This window comes from Corynebacterium sp. HMSC070H05, assembly GCF_001837615.1.
GTDB classification, from domain to species: Bacteria; Actinomycetota; Actinomycetes; order Mycobacteriales; family Mycobacteriaceae; genus Corynebacterium; species Corynebacterium coyleae.
The window spans coordinates 44,004-60,312 of the sequence record NZ_KV833288.1; the positions used below are offsets into that span (position 1 = coordinate 44,004).

The window sequence follows — 16,309 nt, forward strand, 5'->3', positions numbered from 1 at the left end:
CCGTGCGCCACGCACTGGCAATAACCAGTTACACAAGGAGTGCACATGACCGCCGAAGTTAAGCGCCTGGAGGGCCAAGCGCCCACCGACAACGAACACCTCATCGACTGGATTAACGAAGCCGTCGACCTGTTCGAGCCGGAGAAGGTGGTCTTCGCAGACGGCTCCGACGAGGAATGGAACCGCCTGGCCGACGAACTCGTCACCGCCGGCACGCTCATCAAACTCAATGAGGAAAAGCGCCCCAACTCCTACCTGGCGCGCTCCAACCCCTCCGACGTCGCCCGCGTCGAGTCCCGCACCTTCATCGCCACCGAAAACGAAGAAGATGCCGGCCCGACCAACAACTGGATGAAGCCCGAAGCGCTCAAGGAAGAGATGCTCGAGCACTTCGCCGGATCCATGCGTGGCCGCACCATGTACGTTGTCCCGTTCTGCATGGGCCCGATCTCCGACCCGGACCCGAAGCTCGGCGTGCAGCTCACCGACTCCGCTTACGTGGTTATGTCCATGCGCATCATGACCCGCATGGGCACCCAGGCGCTGGACAAGATCCAGGGTGACAACTTCGTCCACTGCCTCCACTCCGTCGGCGCCCCGCTCGAGCCGGGTCAGGAAGACGTGGCCTGGCCGTGCAACGACACTAAGTACATTTCCCAGTTCCCAGAGACCAAGGAAATCTGGTCCTACGGCTCCGGCTACGGCGGCAACGCCATCCTGGCCAAGAAGTGCTACGCCCTGCGCATCGCATCTGTGATGGGGAAGGAAGAGGGCTGGATGGCTGAGCACATGCTCATCCTGAAGCTCACCAACCCGGAGGGCAAGAAGTACCACGTTGCCGCTGCATTCCCGTCCGCTTGCGGCAAGACCAACCTGGCCATGCTCACCCCGACCCTGCCGGGCTGGGAGGCCGAGGTTGTTGGCGACGACATTGCGTGGATGAAGCTGCGCGAAGACGGCCTCTACGCCGTCAACCCGGAGAACGGTTTCTTCGGCGTCGCCCCTGGCACGAACTTCGCCTCCAACCCGATCGCCATGAAGAGCATGGAGCCGGGCAATGTGCTGTTCACCAACGTCGCTCTTACCGACGACGGCGACGTCTGGTGGGAAGGCATGGACGGCGAAAAGCCGGCGCACCTGATCGACTGGCGCGGCGAAGACTGGAACCCGGACTCCACCAGCAAGGCCGCCCACCCGAACTCCCGCTACTGCGTGGCCATCGAGCAGTGCCCGACCGCAGCGCCGGAGTTCGAGGACTGGCAGGGTGTGAAGATCGATGCCATCCTCTTCGGTGGCCGCCGCCCCGACACCGTCCCGCTGGTCACCCAGGCGCACGACTGGGAGCATGGCACCATGATCGGCGCGATGCTCTCCTCCGGCCAGACCGCAGCCTCTGTCGAGGCGAACGTCGGCTCCCTGCGCCACGACCCGATGGCGATGCTGCCGTTCATGGGCTACAACGTGGGCGACTACTTCCAGCACTGGCTCGACATGGGCAAGAAGGGCGGCGACCGCATGCCGTCGATCTTCCTGGTCAACTGGTTCCGCCGCGGCGAGGACGGCCGCTTCCTGTGGCCGGGCTTCGGCGAGAACTCCCGCGTGCTCAAGTGGGTCATCGACCGTATCGAGGACAACGTCGGGGCTGAGGAGTCCGTCGTTGGCTACACCGCCCGCGCCGAGGACCTGGACCTCGACGGCCTGGACACCCCGATCGAGGACGTCCGCGAGGCACTCACCGCCGATCCGGAGCTGTGGAAGGAAGACGTCGCGGATTCCCGCCGTTACCTCGAGAGCCTCGGCTCCCGCATCCCGCAGGAGATCTTCGACCAGTTGAAGAAGCTCGACGAGCGCATCCACGCCGCGAAGTAACCCCTTGCCCGCCCACGGGGTGATGCTGTAACATCGCCCGTGGAAAACTTCAGACAAGATCTGTTGTTAATTTTGCAGGATGCCCGCCGCGAGGCGGGCATTTTGTTATGCTCACGGCATGGTGGGTGAAATGCTTGGGGGATTGAGTGACGCTCGTGTTCGGTCATACCGCATGGTTATTGTGGGAGAGACTGGGAGAAGCGCAGACAGCATCTCTGATCGCTCAGTTCAATCCTTGTATCTGTGGCAAAGTGCAATTGCTTCGGCTTGGTATGAGGCGCTTTCGGTCTTCGAGCCTGTGCTGAGAAATCGTATTGACGCATCTTTAAGGTCGTGGAACCAAGCGCAAAGCAGTACTGAAGATTGGCTTGAGAACCCGGCTCGTCCACTTAGAAAAGTAGTGGAGCGCATGGCAACGGACGCACGGAATGCAGCGGAACGTAGCGCTCGGCGCAGACCTCGGAATCATCCCCGATTTAAGGCTCCGGTGACATTGGATGACAGGGTTTCGCAGCTCTCGTTTGGGAATCTAAGTGCTCTTTTCCCGTTGCATCCACCGGCTAATCGTGCGGATTTCGCGACAGGATTTTCAGCAAAAGAGAACCTTTGGATTCATGCACTGGTGGGTGGTTTCCCCGGGTTGACATCGAAGCTTGTTGAAAGGCACCGCTCGAGCATTTCACCTCCAGTTCCCGCCCAAGTTGAGGATGGGTATGCGGTGGCGGTTGCTTTAGAACAGTTGCGTCGGCTCCGGAACCGTGTAAGCCACCAGGAACAGATTCTTAACGTTGACCACCAGGAACGGTTGACGGACATGTATGCCTTGGCACATGCAATGTCTCCCCAAACACTCGGTGTGATGAAGAAGATGGATCGAATACAGCGCACTCTGCTGTTGAGGCCCCAGTATTAGCCGCGCAGGACGAGGACGAGGTTTGAGACGGCGAACTCGCGCAGCACCGGCACGCGGGTGACCCACCACGCCCACGCTGGGTGGTAGCGGGGGAAGGCGGCGGCGAGGCGTCCGGTGGATTCGGCCCATTCGAGCCCTTCGCGTGCGGAGACGGCGAAGAGTGTTTCGCCGAAGCGGTTCTTCGGTTCGTGCCCGTGCACTTTTGCGTATCGACGACGCGCCCACCGACCTCCCACATAATGCTGCCAAAGCCCCGTTTCGTGCCCGCCGAACGGCCCGAGCCACACGGTGTAGCTCAGTACGACGAGCCCGCCGGGTTTGGCCACGCGCAGCATTTCTGCACCCATGGTTTGCCAGTTGGGGATGTGTTCGGCGACGTTGGAGGAGTACACGACGTCGAAGGTGTCGTCGGCAAATGGCAGCGCTGCGCCGTCGCCGCGTACGGAGCCAAACCCGGATAGGCCGGCGGCGGACATTTCGGAGACGCTGGGTTCGAGGCCGACGTAGAAGCAGTCGGCGAATTCTTCGGCGAAGTACCCGGGGCCCCCGCCGACGTCGAGGACGGATTGGTTGGTGATGGGAGGTAGGGAAAGGTCGTTGGCGAGGGCGTCGATAAGCATGCGCGTGTCGCGCGCCAGGGAGGAGTAGAACACGCGCGGGCGGAACTGCTCGTAGGGGAACGAGCGCAGCAGCCGCAGTGAGCGGCGGAGCGTGGCCATCCGGCGGGTGTGGTGCATTCGCGCAATGTTAGCACTGTAGCAACCGTGCTACGCTCCGGCGTATGGCACATCCGGAATGGGACGAATCGCTGGTGGAGCGCAGGATCTCCCAGCGCGAGCTGCGCAATGATTCGGCGAAGATCCTGCGTGAGGTGCGTGCAGGGCGCAGTTTCGTGGTGACGAACAACGGCGAGCCGGTCGGGCGCCTGATGCCTCTCGACGACCCGCAGCCACGCCTGGCCATTACCCGTCCGGCGACCCGGGTGGGTGGTTGGCTCGACCTTCCGGTGCCGCAGGTGGAGGGCGAGTCGCTGGCGGATGCGCTCGACGATATGCGCGCGGACAGGTACTGACATGCGCAGGGTGTACGCCGACACGTCGGCGATGGGCTGTCTGCTCAAGTTGGAGCCGCACACGCACGCGATGCGGCTGTGGCTCGAGGCAGGCGAATACGAGGTGGTGTCGTCGGACTTGCTGGAGATTGAGCTGCGGCGCTTGGCGGTGCGCCTCGGCCGGCCGCAGGGGGAGGCTACGATGATCTTGCGGGGAATTTCGATCGCGGAACTTGGCCGGGGGACACTACGAGCGGCGAGTATGTTGCCGATGCCGTATTTGCGTACGTTGGATGCGATTCACTTACAGGCTGCGTTGGATGTGGAGGCGGATGCGGTGTTGACGTACGACGACAGGCTCGCCGAGGCCGCCCGTGAAGTTGGGCTCGAGGTCATCGCGCCGTGAAGGTGTTGTTGTTGTGTTGGCGCGACTCCACCCACCCACAAGGGGGAGGTTCCGAGCGCTACCTTGAACGCGTTGGGGAGTACTTGGCCGAGCAGGGCCACGAGGTGGTGTATCGGACAGCGAAGCATACGGATGCGCCGCGGCGGTCGCGCCGTAACGGGGTGCGCTACGAGCGTGCCGGCGGGAAGTTCAGTGTGTACCTGGCGGCGCCGTTGTCTATCTGGCGCAACCGGCCGGATGTGGTGGTGGATACGCAGAACGGTATTCCGTTTTTCGCCCGGCTGTTTACGCGTAGGCCGGTGGTGTTGCTGACGCACCATTGCCATAAGGAGCAGTGGCCGGTGGCGGGTCCGATCATTGGCCGGTTGGGGTGGTTTTTGGAGTCGAAGGTGGCGCCGCGGGTGTATCGGGGGGCGCGGTATGTGACGGTGTCGGAGGCGTCGAAAAGCGATTTGGTGGCGCTTGGCGTGCGCGAGGGTGACATTGAGATTGTGGAAAATGGCGTCGATCCGGTGCCTGCGCATGTGCCCACGCTTTACGACGACCACCGCACCCACCTGCTCACCCTCTCTCGGCTGGTGCCGCACAAGCGGATCGAGGAGGCGATCGACGCGGCGGCCCGCATCCCGGACGCGGTGCTGGATGTGGTCGGTTCGGGCTGGTGGGAGGACGAGCTGCGGGCGTACGCGCAGGGGCGTGGCGACGTGGTGTTCCACGGGCATGTGTCTGAGCCGTACAAGCACGCGTTGCTGGAACGTGCGGATGTGCATCTGTTGCCGTCGCGGAAGGAAGGCTGGGGTATTGCGGTGATTGAGGCGGCCCAGCACGGGGTGCCCACGGTGGCGTACGCGTCGGCGGGTGGGGTGGCGGATTCGATCCGCGACGGCGAAACCGGTCGGCTCGTGCAATCGGGCGAAGATTTCGCCGAGGTTACCCGCGAAACACTTGAGCGCCGCGCCGAGCTGGCGGGCAATGCCAGGCGGTGGGCGCAGCGCTTTTCGTGGGAGGAGACCGGCCGCAGGTTCGCGGCGGTGCTCGCGAAGCTCGTTACCCCTCGATGAGCTGCGTGGTCCAGTTCAGCTGCTGGATCTTGGTGTCCAGTTCGCGGTAGGCCTTGGAGGCGTTGTCGGCCATGTCGCGAAGCGCCTTGACGTCCACGGTGGGCACGAAGCGTACTTCGGAGCGCGAGTAGCGGGCGTTTGAAATCGTTGCAGCGTCGGCGACCGCGGCGTAGAGGCGGCGGGAGCGCAGTAGGGCGTCGCGGCGCGCGATGGCGTCGGTAAGCGTCGCGCCCTCGAAGGCGGTCTGCGCGTTGGTGTGGTTGATGCGGCGCACCAGCGTTTCGATCTCCTGCAGCAGCGCGGCGACTTCCTCGAGCATGTCCGCCGGGTCCTCCGGCGGGGTGTCGCCCTCCTGCATCAGCGCGCCCTGGACGAGGCGTTCCTGCAGTTTGTTCAGGCGGTCTTGCGCCTCGGCGCGGCGTGCGAGTGCTTCTGCGAGCAGCATGTGTGCCTCCTTGAAAGTTCTGTCCCCGTTCCCAACCCTCACGAAAGTGTCCGGGTCACCCCCAACGTCGCGGTAGTAAATCGTGCTCGGTGCAACCCTGTGGTGGGGGTTGTGCCCGTGTGCGTCGTGCAGGCCGCATGCGTTGTGCGTGTGAGCGGAATCGAACCGCTTCAGCCTTGATACGGCCACAAGGCGCCGGTGTGTGCTCCCTTTTCCCCGGGCGCGTGGGGTTGACGTTCGCTGGGTGCCGGTGTGCTTTCGCTACCGACAGTGTTAGGTGTCGAACATAGCAAAATGCCCAACCGCTGCAAAGGGGTTGGGCGTTGGGTTTTGCTGTGAGTTATGCGGCGGCCTGTGGGAAGAGTTCGCCGTCGCGGAGTCGGTCGCGCATTTCTGCTTCGACGAGGACGGGGATGAAGTCTTCGACGGTTGCGGTGCGCTTGTGTGCGCGGACGACGGCGTCGAAGGCGTCGTTGATCTCGAGTGCGTCGTACTGTCCGGCGAACTCGACGAGCAGGTCCTCGCGGATGTTACGCAGGGCGCGCTCGCGGATGATGCTGAAATCGATGTTGTTGTTGGCCACGGCTATACCTCCTTGATTCTGCGGTGCGTAACCTTTTGTTCATCTGGAGTTCACTTTAACCGCACAACACAATTCATGCAAGCTTTCAATCATGGGAGGTTCCAACTATCGGTTGCGGCGCAGCGTTGCTGGCACCGCGAGCCACAGTGCGAACAGTGCGATCCCCGCAGGTGGCAGCGGGTTCGCGGGCGCTTGCGTATCGACGACCCGCCCATCCGAACGCACCACCACCCCGATACCCATCTCGTGCAGCGCATCGGTGTCGTCGATGGCCGCTTGGGCGGCGACCCAGCGTGGTGATGGAGCGTCCACAACGACACCGTCGACGGTCAGCGCGCCGGATTCGACCACGTTCATGGCTTTGGGGGCGGGGTCGACGGTGGGGTGGTCGTCGATAAGCATCAGCGTCGGGCGGGATTCAAAGAGCACGTCGCGGCCGTGATGGTTGATGGCGGGGACCTCGACGGTGGTGGGGGTGAGTGCGGCGACGGCGACGGGCGCGTCAGGGACCTGCAGGAGCGCGAAGGTGAGACCGGCGAGGGCGCGGCGGGCGCTTAATGCGCCGGCGGCGGTGACCAGGGCGGGGATGGTGAGGATGAGCCACTTTTGGCCGTCGCGAAGCAGGCCGGCCCCGGGGACGTGCGCGACCACCGGGCCCAGCAGGCCCGCCCAGGACGCGAGCGCGATGAGGAAGCCGACCCCAGCAACCACGAGTAAGCGGCGGGGCACCTCGCGCCAGGCCAGCGCGAGCAGCACGAACAGCGCGATGCCGAACAGGGCGAAGCCGGCCTCGCGGGAGGCGGGCACGGCGTGGGCGTTCCAGATCCCGCCAAGGCCTACGAGCGCGCCGAGGGTGCCGGTGAGCCCTTCGGCGCGCGGGGCGAACACCTCGGCGGACACGGCCGATGAGGTGCCGCCCGCCCCGGCGAAGATGCCTGCGACGACCCACGGCGCGCAGGTCAGCGCAGTGGTCAGGGGGCTGCGGGCCACGCACGCGGCGGCGATGGCGCCGGTCGGTGTCAGTGACGCCAGCCAGTGCGCAAGCCCGGACATCGGGTGCACGCCGAGCGCTATCAGGGGCAGCAGCCAGGCCGCGGCGGCAAGCGACCACTGGCCCTGCAGCAGTCTCTCCACGACGAACGGGTTCCATACCGCCACCGTCATCGCTGCCGCCTGGCCCAGCGGGGTGCGGCCGAGTTTCCACCCCGCCCACGCGGCGGCCGCGGCGGCGGACACCATGAACACGCGCAGGAACAGCACCGGGTACGGCAGGATGCCAAGCAGGGCGTCTTGGGGGACGTTGCGGGCGGGCAGGTCACCCCACCCTAACGAGGCGCGGGTGAGTTCCATTGCGTCGAAGACCATCATGTCCCGCAGCGCGAACGCCTCGCCGGGGACAAGAAACGGCCAGGTCAGCGCCAGAACCAGCAGGGCGCCATAGACCGGCGCCCACCACCTTTTAGCGGCGGCGCGCATAGGCCACCAGGCCAGCAATGAACGCCGCGGCCGCGATGAAGCGGGTGAGCACCGCCATGACTTGCAGGCCACGCAGCCAGGCCACGTCGCGGCGCGCGGCGTCGACAGCTGCTGCCTTGGTCTCCTCCGCAAGCACCCACTGCTCGGGCGGGCAGTCCCAGATCTCGTCGAGGATGCGGCCGGTGCGGCGTTCCGCGTCGACGGTGCGCACACAATCATTGGACAACGCAGCGGTGTACTTGTAGGTCTGCATGCCACGCACGTTGCCGGGGCCGACATAATCCATGGGGACGTCGCGGCCAGACGTGGTGTCGAACAGCGGGTAGGTGCGCCGTTCCGGCTGGTAGGGCAGCAGCGGGCCGAGCCCGGCGCGGCCTTTGGCGGGGAATGCCGTGGAGGGGTCGATAAGAAAACTGTCTACGACATCGCCGTCGATGGCCACCTCAGCCAGCATGGATTTGGGCTGTTTGGTCAGGGTGACGGTGCGGGAGCGGGCGTCGTCGAAAAGCATGGTGTACTCGCCGGGCTGCAGGGTGCGCTGCTTTGCAATCACGATGGGGGAGGCGATGTTGAGCGCGGCGCAGACGACAATGATGCCCAGGCAGGTGGCTAATCGACGACGCAGGTTCACCCGCCTAACCCTACCGGGCGACTAGACTTTGCCCATCGTGAATCCAAGACCCGCTGTGTTGCCCGAGCTCGACGGCCTGCGCGCTGTGGCCGCGTACGGCATTGTGGCCACGCACGTCGCGTTTCAGACGGGGACTGGCTCGGCGGTGTTGGAGCGCTTTGACTACTTCGTGGCGGTGTTCTTTGCCCTCTCGGCGTTCCTGCTGGCGCGCGGTGGGATGCGGCCGGGCTACTACTCGCGGCGTGTTGCTCGCCTGGTGCCGGCGTATGTGGTGTGCGTGGCGGTGGTGCTGCTTGCGCTGCCGCCGCTCGCGGGGGTCAGCGCAACGCAGGTGGTGGCGAATGTGCTGTTGGTGCAGGTCTACGTGCCGCACGCGCTTATCGACGGCCTCACCCAAATGTGGTCCCTATGCATCGAAGTCGCCTTCTACCTCGTGTTGCCGCTGTACCTGCGGCTGGGTGCGCGGGGCCGGTACGTGGCGCTGGCGGTCGCGGTGGCGCTCGGGTTCGTGTGGCCGTGGGCGGTCTCGGGCATTGCGGACCCGGCGGTGCTGAACCTGCAGATCTGGCCGCCGTCGTATGCGCTGTGGTTTGCGGTCGGGTTGGTGCTCGCCGAATTGGAGCGCGCCGGGGTGCGCTACGCAGGACCCCGCTGGCCGTTCGTGGTGTTGGCACTGCCGGTGGCGTGGGTGGCGGGCGTGATCGGCCCGCGCGGCCTGGAGCACCCGAGCCCGCTGGAATTTAACGTGCGGGTGGTACTCGGCGCGGTGTTCGCCGCCCTGCTGGTCGCACCCTTTGCGCTGGGGCAGAGGTTTGAGGGGACGGTGTTGTCGTCGAAAAGCATGCGCACGCTCGGCCACTGGTCGTACTCGGTGTTTTTGTGGCACATGGCGGTGCTGTACTTCGTGTTCCCCATGCTCGGCGTGCCCATGTTTTCGGGGCACTTCGTGCTGATCTTTACGACGACCACCCTGCTGAGCACCGCCGTTTCCTACATCTCTTATGAACTGGTGGAGGTACCCGGCGCGCGGCTGGTCAGGCAGGCCACGGCGAAGCAGGCGGCGAGGATGAGGAAGGTCGACGAGCCCGCGTAGTTCGCCGCCGGCCAGGGCGCACGTGCAAGCACGAGGCCGCACACGGTCATGGTGGCGGCGGCCAGGTGCGGCATCGGGATCACGGTGAAGCGGCGCACCAGCCACGCGAGTACGACGGCGGCCGCGCCGGGCAGGGGAGCGGCGGCGATGACAGCCAGGCCCGGCAGCCAGTTCGCGCCGGGCGGGGGCGTGAAGCGTTCGAAGCGGCGCCACGGCACCCACAGGCACCGGGCGGTGACCAGCAGGCTGAGCAGGGTGCCGGCGACGAGCGAGTACCGGTAGGCGCCGTCGCCGGTGAAGAACATTTCAAACTCGCCGTCAGCGTGTTCGGGGACGCGGAACGCCTGGGCGTTGGCGTCGATACGCATGGGCTCGAGCGGGACGCCGCCGAGGGTGGCGCGCAGGCCTTCGTTGAACGCGCGGGTGGTCAGGATCATGCGCTCGCCGGTGTGGTTGGGCAGCGGCGCGCGCGAGAGCATGACGGTTTCGGCGCGGGTGACAATCTCATGCGTGCCGGCCTCGAGGAACACGTGGCCGACGTGGCGTTCGCCGTCGATCGTCGCCGGTTGAGAGAGTTCCCATTCGCTGTCCACGGCGGTGGTGAAGCGGCGCTGGATCACGTCCGTGTCGGGGAAGCGGCGTTGGAAGAAGTAGCGGTCCGCGGTGCCGGGGACCTCCACGATGCGGCGGATGCCGGCGTCGAGTTCGCGGATGCCCACCGGTTCGGTCAGTTCCAGGCGGGTGGCGTCGCCGCGCGTGATGGTGCGTGGCTGGTCCTTGACCAGGGTGACGTTGCGGCATTCGCGGTTGCCTTTGCACAGCCGCACCGTGGTGTTCGCGGTGGTGGTGACCGTGACGGTGTCTTGCCGCGCGCCGAACTCGATCCATGCGTTGCGGTCGCCCGGCGCGGGCCACCAGGCGGTCTCGTCCAAGCCGTCGAAGGCTGCGGTCAGCGAGTTCGCGGGCACCGGACCACCGAAAGCGCCGGCGTCCGCGCGTGAGGACGACGCCCGCGCGAACCCGTCCATGTCCACCCCGGTGCGGGTGCCGGCGGAGGGGTAGTCCTTGACCCGGTTGCGCACGGTGGCGTCCTCCCACTCGTACTGCAGGGTGCCGGATTGCCCGTGGATCGTGCCGTAGTTGCGCACCGCAAGCGCCGGGGTATCGGTGACGATGTCGGGGTCCTCGCCGGTCAGGCGCGCCGGGAAGTAGCCGAGTTCGCGCCACAACAGCGCGAGGACCTCGCCGCCGCCGTCGACGGCAATCGGCGCGCGGTCGGTGTCCATGATGTCCGCGTGTGGGTCCAGCAGGAAGATATCCACCTCCCCAAAGCTCGCGTCCGGCTCGCCCAGGTTCGGCGTGACGGGCTGGCGCTCCAGGTCGCGGCGCACCACCACCGCGCCCACGCCGATAGAGCGCAGCGCCTGCTGATCTGCGACCGCCACCTGGCCGTCCAGCCCACGAATCGCCTCCGGATCCACCAGCGGCACCGCATCCCTAAAGGCAAAGCGCGTGCTGGTCAGCGCTTGGATCGGCTCGTCGCGCGTCCACCCCCAATGCTGGCGCGCAAAGGACGCGGCGGGCACCACCAACGTGCGCGTGCCTGCGGCGTGCTCCTCCAACCACTCACCGGCCGCCACCCAGTCCTCGGAGACCTCCGACCAGGTGCCCTCCGGCAGCAGGCGCAACGACCACGCGGGCGCGAGCGCCACCGCAGCCGCCAACGCCACCCCAACCACCTGCGGGCGACGCACTTGTGAGGCCACAAACCCCGCCCCGAGCACCAACGGCAGCCGGACCAGCGGGTCGAACTTGTGGAGATTGCGCAGCGGGGCGAGGGTGTCGTCGTAAAGCGGTGCAAGCATTGGCGACGACCCCAACACCACAAAGCCCACCACAAACACCGCAAGCAGCGGCCCGCGCCACGGCATGTCGCACCGGGCCAGGCCCGCCAGGCCGAACGCGGCGATCAGGCAGGTGGCGATGATGAATACCGGCTCCGCGACCAACAGGTGGCCTGCGACGCGCTCCGTGTCCACGAACGGGGTCCAGCTGGTGGTGCCGCGCAGAATCTCCACCGGATTGAGCCACGCGGTGGTCACATGCGCGGACTCGATGAAGTCTGTAAACGGCGGCGAATATATACCCAGCACTAAAAGCGGGCCGATCCACCACGCCGACACCAACACCGCACCCAGCGTGAACCGGGCGGCCTCGCGGAAGCGGCGCAGCGCCACCAGCAGCACAAACGCCGGCAGGCACGCCGCGATGGTCGCCGTCGCGTTGACCGCGCCCATGCACGCCACCGCCACCACAGCCGGCGCCACCTGGGGACGACGCTGCACCAGCGGCACCAACGTCCACGGCACAAGCGCCACCGGCCAGGCCTCCGAAGAAATCGCCGTCAGCGTGGTCAAAATCCTTGGGCTCAACGCGTACAGCAACGCCGCGAGCACCGGCGGCCACGTACCCGTGATCCCGATGCGACGCGCCAGCACCAACGTGCCCGAATACGCCACACCCAGCAACAACGCCCACCACGCGCGCTGCGTCAACCAGTCCGGCAACCACCCAAACAACCAGAAAAACGCGCCCTGCGGAAACAGATACCCGTACGCCTGGTTCTGCACCTGGCCCAGCGGAAACTCATCCGTGTATGCGTGCGTGGCCCGCGCCAAAAACCGCGCCGGGTTGGCAACCAGATCAAACTTGGTGTCGGCCGCCACCTGCCCCGGCGGCTGCGCCAGCGCAAGCAGGGTCAGGACCAGCCACCCAAGAACATGGGCGCTTCTCGACGACCCCACCCAGCCCTACTTCCGCGAACCGTACTCCGGCCCGCCAAGCACCGCATCATCAGCGGAAACAGCCGTATTCTCCGGCACCGTCGATTGGCCCGACGCTGCCGCAATACCGAGCACACCAACCACGCCGAGCACAATGCCAACGACGGCGCTCGCCACGACAGGGGACGCGGCGTGGCGCTTCAGTGGCTCGGGGAGGTCAACGGTATGGGACATGTCGGAAAAGGCTACCAGCAGCGAGTAGAGTAAGGGCGTTTTCACACGCAATACAGGGGTCAATCACATGCGGAATCGAGCCGTCGCCGCACGCGCAGCGCACGCCACGCGCGCCGTTGCGCTCGCGGCGTGCGTTGCGCTTGCCGCGTGTAGCGCCCCCGAGCCCGCGGAGGAAGCCAACCCGACCCCAGAGGTGGTGACGGTGACGTCGACGGCGTCGGAGGGTGGGGTCGTCGATAAGCAAGAAGCTTCTGCGCTGCTCAGCCCCGCGCAACAACGCGTGCCCGAGGACCTGCGGGCACGGGTGGCGTCGCTGATGGTGGTCGGCGTGACTAACTACGAGCAGGCGCGGTTTGCGCTCGACCAGGGTGCCGGCGGGCTGATCATCCCGAGTTGGGCGGACCCGCAGCTGCTCACCGAGTCGGGCCGCAACATCAATGCGCTGCGGGAACAGTACGACAGGCCGTTTGTCGTCGCCATCGATTTTGAGGGCGGCCGGGTGCAGCGCCACACCAACGTGCTCGGCGAGTTCATGCCGCCGCGCGCGCTGGCCGGCACCCCGCCGGAGGTCATCCGCGGCACCGGTTGGGACATCGGCCGCTCCCTGCGCGCGCACGGCATCAACGTGGACTACGCGCCACTGTTGGACCTCGATGTGACCGACCTGGACATCGTCGGCGACCGCGCCTTCCACGGCGACCCGGCCGAAGTCGTGCGGGTGGCCACGCTGTTCTCCCAGGGGCTCACCGACGCCCAGGTCACCCCCACGTTCAAACACTTCCCCGGCCACGGGCGCGCCTCCGGCGACACGCACCACCAACTCGCCGTCACCCCGCCGCTGAACCAGGTCCGCGACCTAGACATGCGCCCCTACGGCCCGCTGCTGACGCAGTTCCCGCGCGCCAGCGTCATGATGGGCCACATGATCGTGCCGGGCCTTGGCCCCGACGGCGTGCCCAGCTCCATGAACCCCGAGGCCTACCGCGTGCTGCGCGAGGGCGACTACCCCGGCGGAGTGCCGTTCAACGGGGTGGTGGTCACCGATGACTTATCCGGCATGCGTGGCATCCTCGACTACGCGCCCACCCGCGACGCCGTTGCCCGCGCCATCGCCTCCGGCGCCGACCAGGCGCTGTGGTCCACGGGTAAGGATCTGCCCGCCATCATCGACCACGTCGTGTGGTGCGTGAACAACGGCTACATCGCGGAAGAGCGCATCAATGAGGCCGCCACCCGCGTGCAGCAATTGCTTATCGACGACAACCTCTAACCCGCTTTTTCAAACATCTGCATTACCCTTGTTTGGGTGACTACGGTGAAGGCAACCTCGCACAAGGCGAGCAGCAAGGGACGCGGCGGCAAGATCGCGCTCGGTGTGCTGCTCGGCATCCTCGCCATCGCGCTTGCTGTGTACCTGGCGGATCTGGCGATGCACCGCGGCAACGTCCCGCGCGGCACCACCGTCGGCGGCGTGAACATCGGTGCGATGAAGCCGGACGAGGCTCGCGCGAAGCTCGAGGGTGAACTCGGCAGCGCTGCTGACACAACCGTCGAGGTTCGCGCCGGCGACAAGACCTCCACCTTCGTGCCTGCGAAGTCCGGCCTGGACATCGATTACCAGGCCACCGTGGACGCCGCCGGCATCGAAACCGCCAACCCGATTTCGCGCCTGCGCGGCCTGTTCACCACCCACGAGGTCGACGCGGTTCCGCTTATCGACGACACCGCCCTGAACCGAACCCTCGACCGCATCAGCGACGAACTGCACTTCGACCCCACCGACGGCACCATCCGCGTCGAAGCCGGCAAGGCCGAGACCACCAAGCCGGTCAACGGCCAGAAGGTGGAGCGCGACCTGCTGCGCGAGGAGACCACCACCGGCTGGCTCAACCCGGACGGCATCGATGTGGATCCGACCTCCGTGCCGCCCGCCATCGACGACGCCGTGATGAGCGCCGCCATGGACGGCCCCGTGCGCGCCGCCTTGGACGGTCCGCTGACCGTCACCGGCACCGACAACCACAAGGCAGCCATCCCGCAGGAGCGGCTTGGCGAGGTGGTTAGCTTCCCCAACGTCGACGGCAAGATCGCCCCGAAAGTGAACGTCGAAGCCGCGCAAGCCATCCTGGCCGAGCAGCTCGCCGAGACCGAAGTGGAGATGCAAAACGCCCGCGTGCTCACCGGCGGCGGCGTCGAACCCTCCGTGGATGGCACCGCTGTGGACTGGGAGAAAACCCTCGCCGGCTTCAACGACCGCGTCCTCGGTTCCAAGGGGCGTTCCTGGGACGCCGACTACAAGCCGGTACCCGCGGACTTCACCACCGAAGAAGCGAACAACGCCACCTTCAACGAAGTGGTCGGCTCGTTTACCACCGGCGGCTACTCGGGTGCTTCGGGCACCAACATCGCCCTGGTGGCCAACACGGTCAACGGCGCGATTGTGAACCCGGGGGAGACGTTCTCCCTCAACGGCTACACCGGCCCCCGCGGCACCGCCCAGGGCTACGTCGAATCCGGCATCATCCTCAACGGGCGTGCCGACACCGCCGTCGGCGGCGGCATCTCCCAGTTCGCCACCACCCTGTACAACGCGGCCTACTTCGCCGGCATGACCGACGTCGCCCACACCCCGCACTCCTACTACATCTCCCGCTACCCGGCCGGCCGCGAAGCCACCGTGTACGAAGGCGCCATCGACCTGCAGTTCCGCAACGACAGCCCCTACCCGGTGCGCATCGCCACCAACGTCGGCGGCGGCCAACTCACCGTCAGCCTCATGGGAGTGAATACGGTCAACGTGCAGTCCATCAACGGCGGCCGCTGGGCCCAGACCAGCCCGCAGCCGGTCAACGTGTCCGGCCCGAACTGCTCGCCGTCCGGCGGCGCACCCGGGTTCACCACCTCGGATACCCGCATTATCTACGACCTCGCCGGCAACGAACTCTCCCGTGAAACCCAGACCACCGTCTACGACCCGCAGCCCATCGTCCGCTGCGGGTAGGGGAGCGGGTGCCGCACCACTTGACACTAGACCGCTTGGTCTATATTGTGTCGTTTTGGATCAAGAAATCTGACGGATAAGGCCCCTCGGCTCGTCGATTAGCAACCGCGCTCATCGCGCACGGTGCTCCCGAGGGAAGATCCGCCGGCACGCGCAACCGCCGCGCCGGAAGAGCGATATTTCAAGGAGCACCATGTCTTTTGGCATGCCCACCGACTGGACCCCAGCCACCCTCAGCAGCATGGACGGGCTGACCTTTGCGTTTACGCTTGATGAGACGGGTGAGGTGGTCGTCGCAAAGTTTGATAGCGCTGCGCAGGGCCACGAATTCGTCGCCAACACCGGCGCGACATTCGAATACTCGCCAAGCGCCGCCGCCGTACGCGTTGGCGACGACGCCGTCCCCTTCCCCAAACGCCCCGCCACCCGCCGCACCTGCACGTACCGCGAATGCGACCAACGCACCCGCGGCCACAACCAGCACTACATCCCAGTGCTGCGCGCCATGAACCAAAAATTCTGCTGGTTCCCCATCGACATCCTCGCCCACGACGGCACCACGCTCACATTCCGCGTGAGCACACCACTTGGCGACGACACCATCACCGCCCACAACCACAACCCCGAAGACCTCGCACTCGCGCAGGAATACAACCCAGACTGGAAGATCCTGCGCTACACGGTTGATGGTGGCGGCTACCGCGCCATCCTGCTGTCGGATAAGCCCGTCACGGTGTGTTTTGTCAAGTTGTTTTAGGCCGTT

16 protein-coding genes and 1 riboswitch are annotated in these 16,309 nt (G+C 66.1%); of the genes, 9 read left to right on the forward strand and 7 right to left on the reverse strand.

Going from position 1 to position 16,309, the window contains the following annotated elements; genetic code table 11:
* Positions 1-45: 45 nt before the first annotated feature.
* Together HMPREF2617_RS02420 and HMPREF2617_RS11815 are read left to right on the forward strand one after the other, a co-directional pair.
* Positions 46-1,869, forward strand: a complete 1,824-nt coding sequence (locus HMPREF2617_RS02420) for a phosphoenolpyruvate carboxykinase (GTP) (RefSeq protein WP_070839630.1) — start codon at positions 46-48, stop codon at positions 1,867-1,869.
* A 118-nt stretch (positions 1,870-1,987) separates the two neighbouring features.
* Entirely contained in the window at positions 1,988-2,782 is a 795-nt protein-coding gene (locus HMPREF2617_RS11815; protein WP_168168323.1) for an Abi family protein, read from the forward strand.
* Here the strand turns inward: HMPREF2617_RS11815 and HMPREF2617_RS02430 are convergent.
* A complete protein-coding gene (locus HMPREF2617_RS02430; RefSeq protein ID WP_070839633.1) occupies positions 2,779-3,519 on the reverse strand; it encodes a class I SAM-dependent methyltransferase in 741 nt (246 codons plus the stop codon). The genes HMPREF2617_RS11815 and HMPREF2617_RS02430 overlap by 4 nt on opposite strands.
* A 44-nt stretch (positions 3,520-3,563) precedes the next feature.
* Here HMPREF2617_RS02430 and HMPREF2617_RS02435 point away from each other — a divergent pair, with 44 nt between their 5' ends.
* The 3 genes from HMPREF2617_RS02435 to HMPREF2617_RS02445 are packed head-to-tail and all read left to right on the forward strand — an operon-like array spanning position 3,564 to position 5,300.
* Positions 3,564-3,854, forward strand: a complete 291-nt coding sequence (locus tag HMPREF2617_RS02435) for a type II toxin-antitoxin system Phd/YefM family antitoxin (protein ID WP_070453229.1) — start codon at positions 3,564-3,566, stop codon at positions 3,852-3,854.
* Position 3,855: 1 nt separating this feature from the next.
* Positions 3,856-4,239, forward strand: a complete 384-nt coding sequence (locus tag HMPREF2617_RS02440) for a type II toxin-antitoxin system VapC family toxin (protein WP_070423308.1) — start codon at positions 3,856-3,858, stop codon at positions 4,237-4,239.
* Entirely contained in the window at positions 4,236-5,300 is a 1,065-nt protein-coding gene (locus HMPREF2617_RS02445) for a glycosyltransferase family 4 protein (protein ID WP_070839636.1), read from the forward strand. The genes HMPREF2617_RS02440 and HMPREF2617_RS02445 overlap by 4 nt, the downstream gene beginning before the upstream one ends.
* On the opposite strand, the gene HMPREF2617_RS02450 is transcribed toward HMPREF2617_RS02445, so the two are convergent.
* The 4 genes from HMPREF2617_RS02450 to HMPREF2617_RS02465 form a co-directional block, all read right to left on the reverse strand.
* A complete protein-coding gene (locus tag HMPREF2617_RS02450; RefSeq protein WP_070839639.1) occupies positions 5,287-5,745 on the reverse strand; it encodes a DIP1984 family protein in 459 nt (152 codons plus the stop codon). The two genes, HMPREF2617_RS02445 and HMPREF2617_RS02450, sit on opposite strands and share 14 nt — an antisense overlap.
* 340 nt (positions 5,746-6,085) lie before the next feature.
* The gene (locus tag HMPREF2617_RS02455; protein ID WP_244268645.1) at positions 6,086-6,328 is read right to left on the reverse strand and encodes a three-helix bundle dimerization domain-containing protein; all 243 of its coding nucleotides are present in this window, start codon (positions 6,326-6,328) and stop codon (positions 6,086-6,088) included.
* Positions 6,329-6,433: 105 nt separating this feature from the next.
* Positions 6,434-7,804, reverse strand: coding sequence for an MmpA family trehalose lipid delivery protein (locus HMPREF2617_RS02460; RefSeq protein WP_070839642.1), 1,371 nt, complete (start codon positions 7,802-7,804; stop codon positions 6,434-6,436).
* Complete coding sequence (locus tag HMPREF2617_RS02465; RefSeq protein ID WP_070839645.1) at positions 7,788-8,435, reverse strand: porin PorA family protein; 648 nt, start codon at positions 8,433-8,435, stop codon at positions 7,788-7,790. The genes HMPREF2617_RS02460 and HMPREF2617_RS02465 overlap by 17 nt, the downstream gene beginning before the upstream one ends.
* A 37-nt stretch (positions 8,436-8,472) precedes the next feature.
* On the opposite strand from HMPREF2617_RS02465, the gene HMPREF2617_RS02470 reads away from it, so the two are divergent.
* Positions 8,473-9,528 carry an acyltransferase family protein gene (locus tag HMPREF2617_RS02470; RefSeq protein WP_246821679.1) on the forward strand — a complete coding sequence of 352 codons (1,056 nt, stop codon included), beginning with the start codon at positions 8,473-8,475 and terminating at the stop codon, positions 9,526-9,528.
* On the opposite strand, the gene HMPREF2617_RS02475 is transcribed toward HMPREF2617_RS02470, so the two are convergent.
* Together HMPREF2617_RS02475 and HMPREF2617_RS02480 are read right to left on the reverse strand one after the other, a co-directional pair.
* Positions 9,435-12,332, reverse strand: coding sequence for an alpha-(1->3)-arabinofuranosyltransferase domain-containing protein (locus HMPREF2617_RS02475; RefSeq protein ID WP_070839652.1), 2,898 nt, complete (start codon positions 12,330-12,332; stop codon positions 9,435-9,437). The two genes, HMPREF2617_RS02470 and HMPREF2617_RS02475, sit on opposite strands and share 94 nt — an antisense overlap.
* 6 nt (positions 12,333-12,338) lie before the next feature.
* Positions 12,339-12,545, reverse strand: coding sequence for a DUF2613 domain-containing protein (locus tag HMPREF2617_RS02480; RefSeq protein WP_070482275.1), 207 nt, complete (start codon positions 12,543-12,545; stop codon positions 12,339-12,341).
* Between the two features lie 67 nt (positions 12,546-12,612).
* On the opposite strand from HMPREF2617_RS02480, the gene HMPREF2617_RS02485 reads away from it, so the two are divergent.
* The 3 genes from HMPREF2617_RS02485 (at position 12,613) to HMPREF2617_RS02495 (ending at position 16,303) form a co-directional block, all read left to right on the forward strand.
* Positions 12,613-13,815, forward strand: coding sequence for a glycoside hydrolase family 3 N-terminal domain-containing protein (locus HMPREF2617_RS02485; protein WP_070839654.1), 1,203 nt, complete (start codon positions 12,613-12,615; stop codon positions 13,813-13,815).
* A gap of 159 nt (positions 13,816-13,974) precedes the next feature.
* Positions 13,975-15,546, forward strand: a complete 1,572-nt coding sequence (locus HMPREF2617_RS02490; protein ID WP_083323171.1) for a VanW family protein — start codon at positions 13,975-13,977, stop codon at positions 15,544-15,546.
* A gap of 58 nt (positions 15,547-15,604) precedes the next feature.
* Positions 15,605-15,726, forward strand: a riboswitch (SAM riboswitch).
* A 13-nt stretch (positions 15,727-15,739) separates the two neighbouring features.
* Positions 15,740-16,303, forward strand: a complete 564-nt coding sequence (locus tag HMPREF2617_RS02495; RefSeq protein ID WP_070839657.1) for a hypothetical protein — start codon at positions 15,740-15,742, stop codon at positions 16,301-16,303.
* Positions 16,304-16,309: the final 6 nt, after the last annotated feature.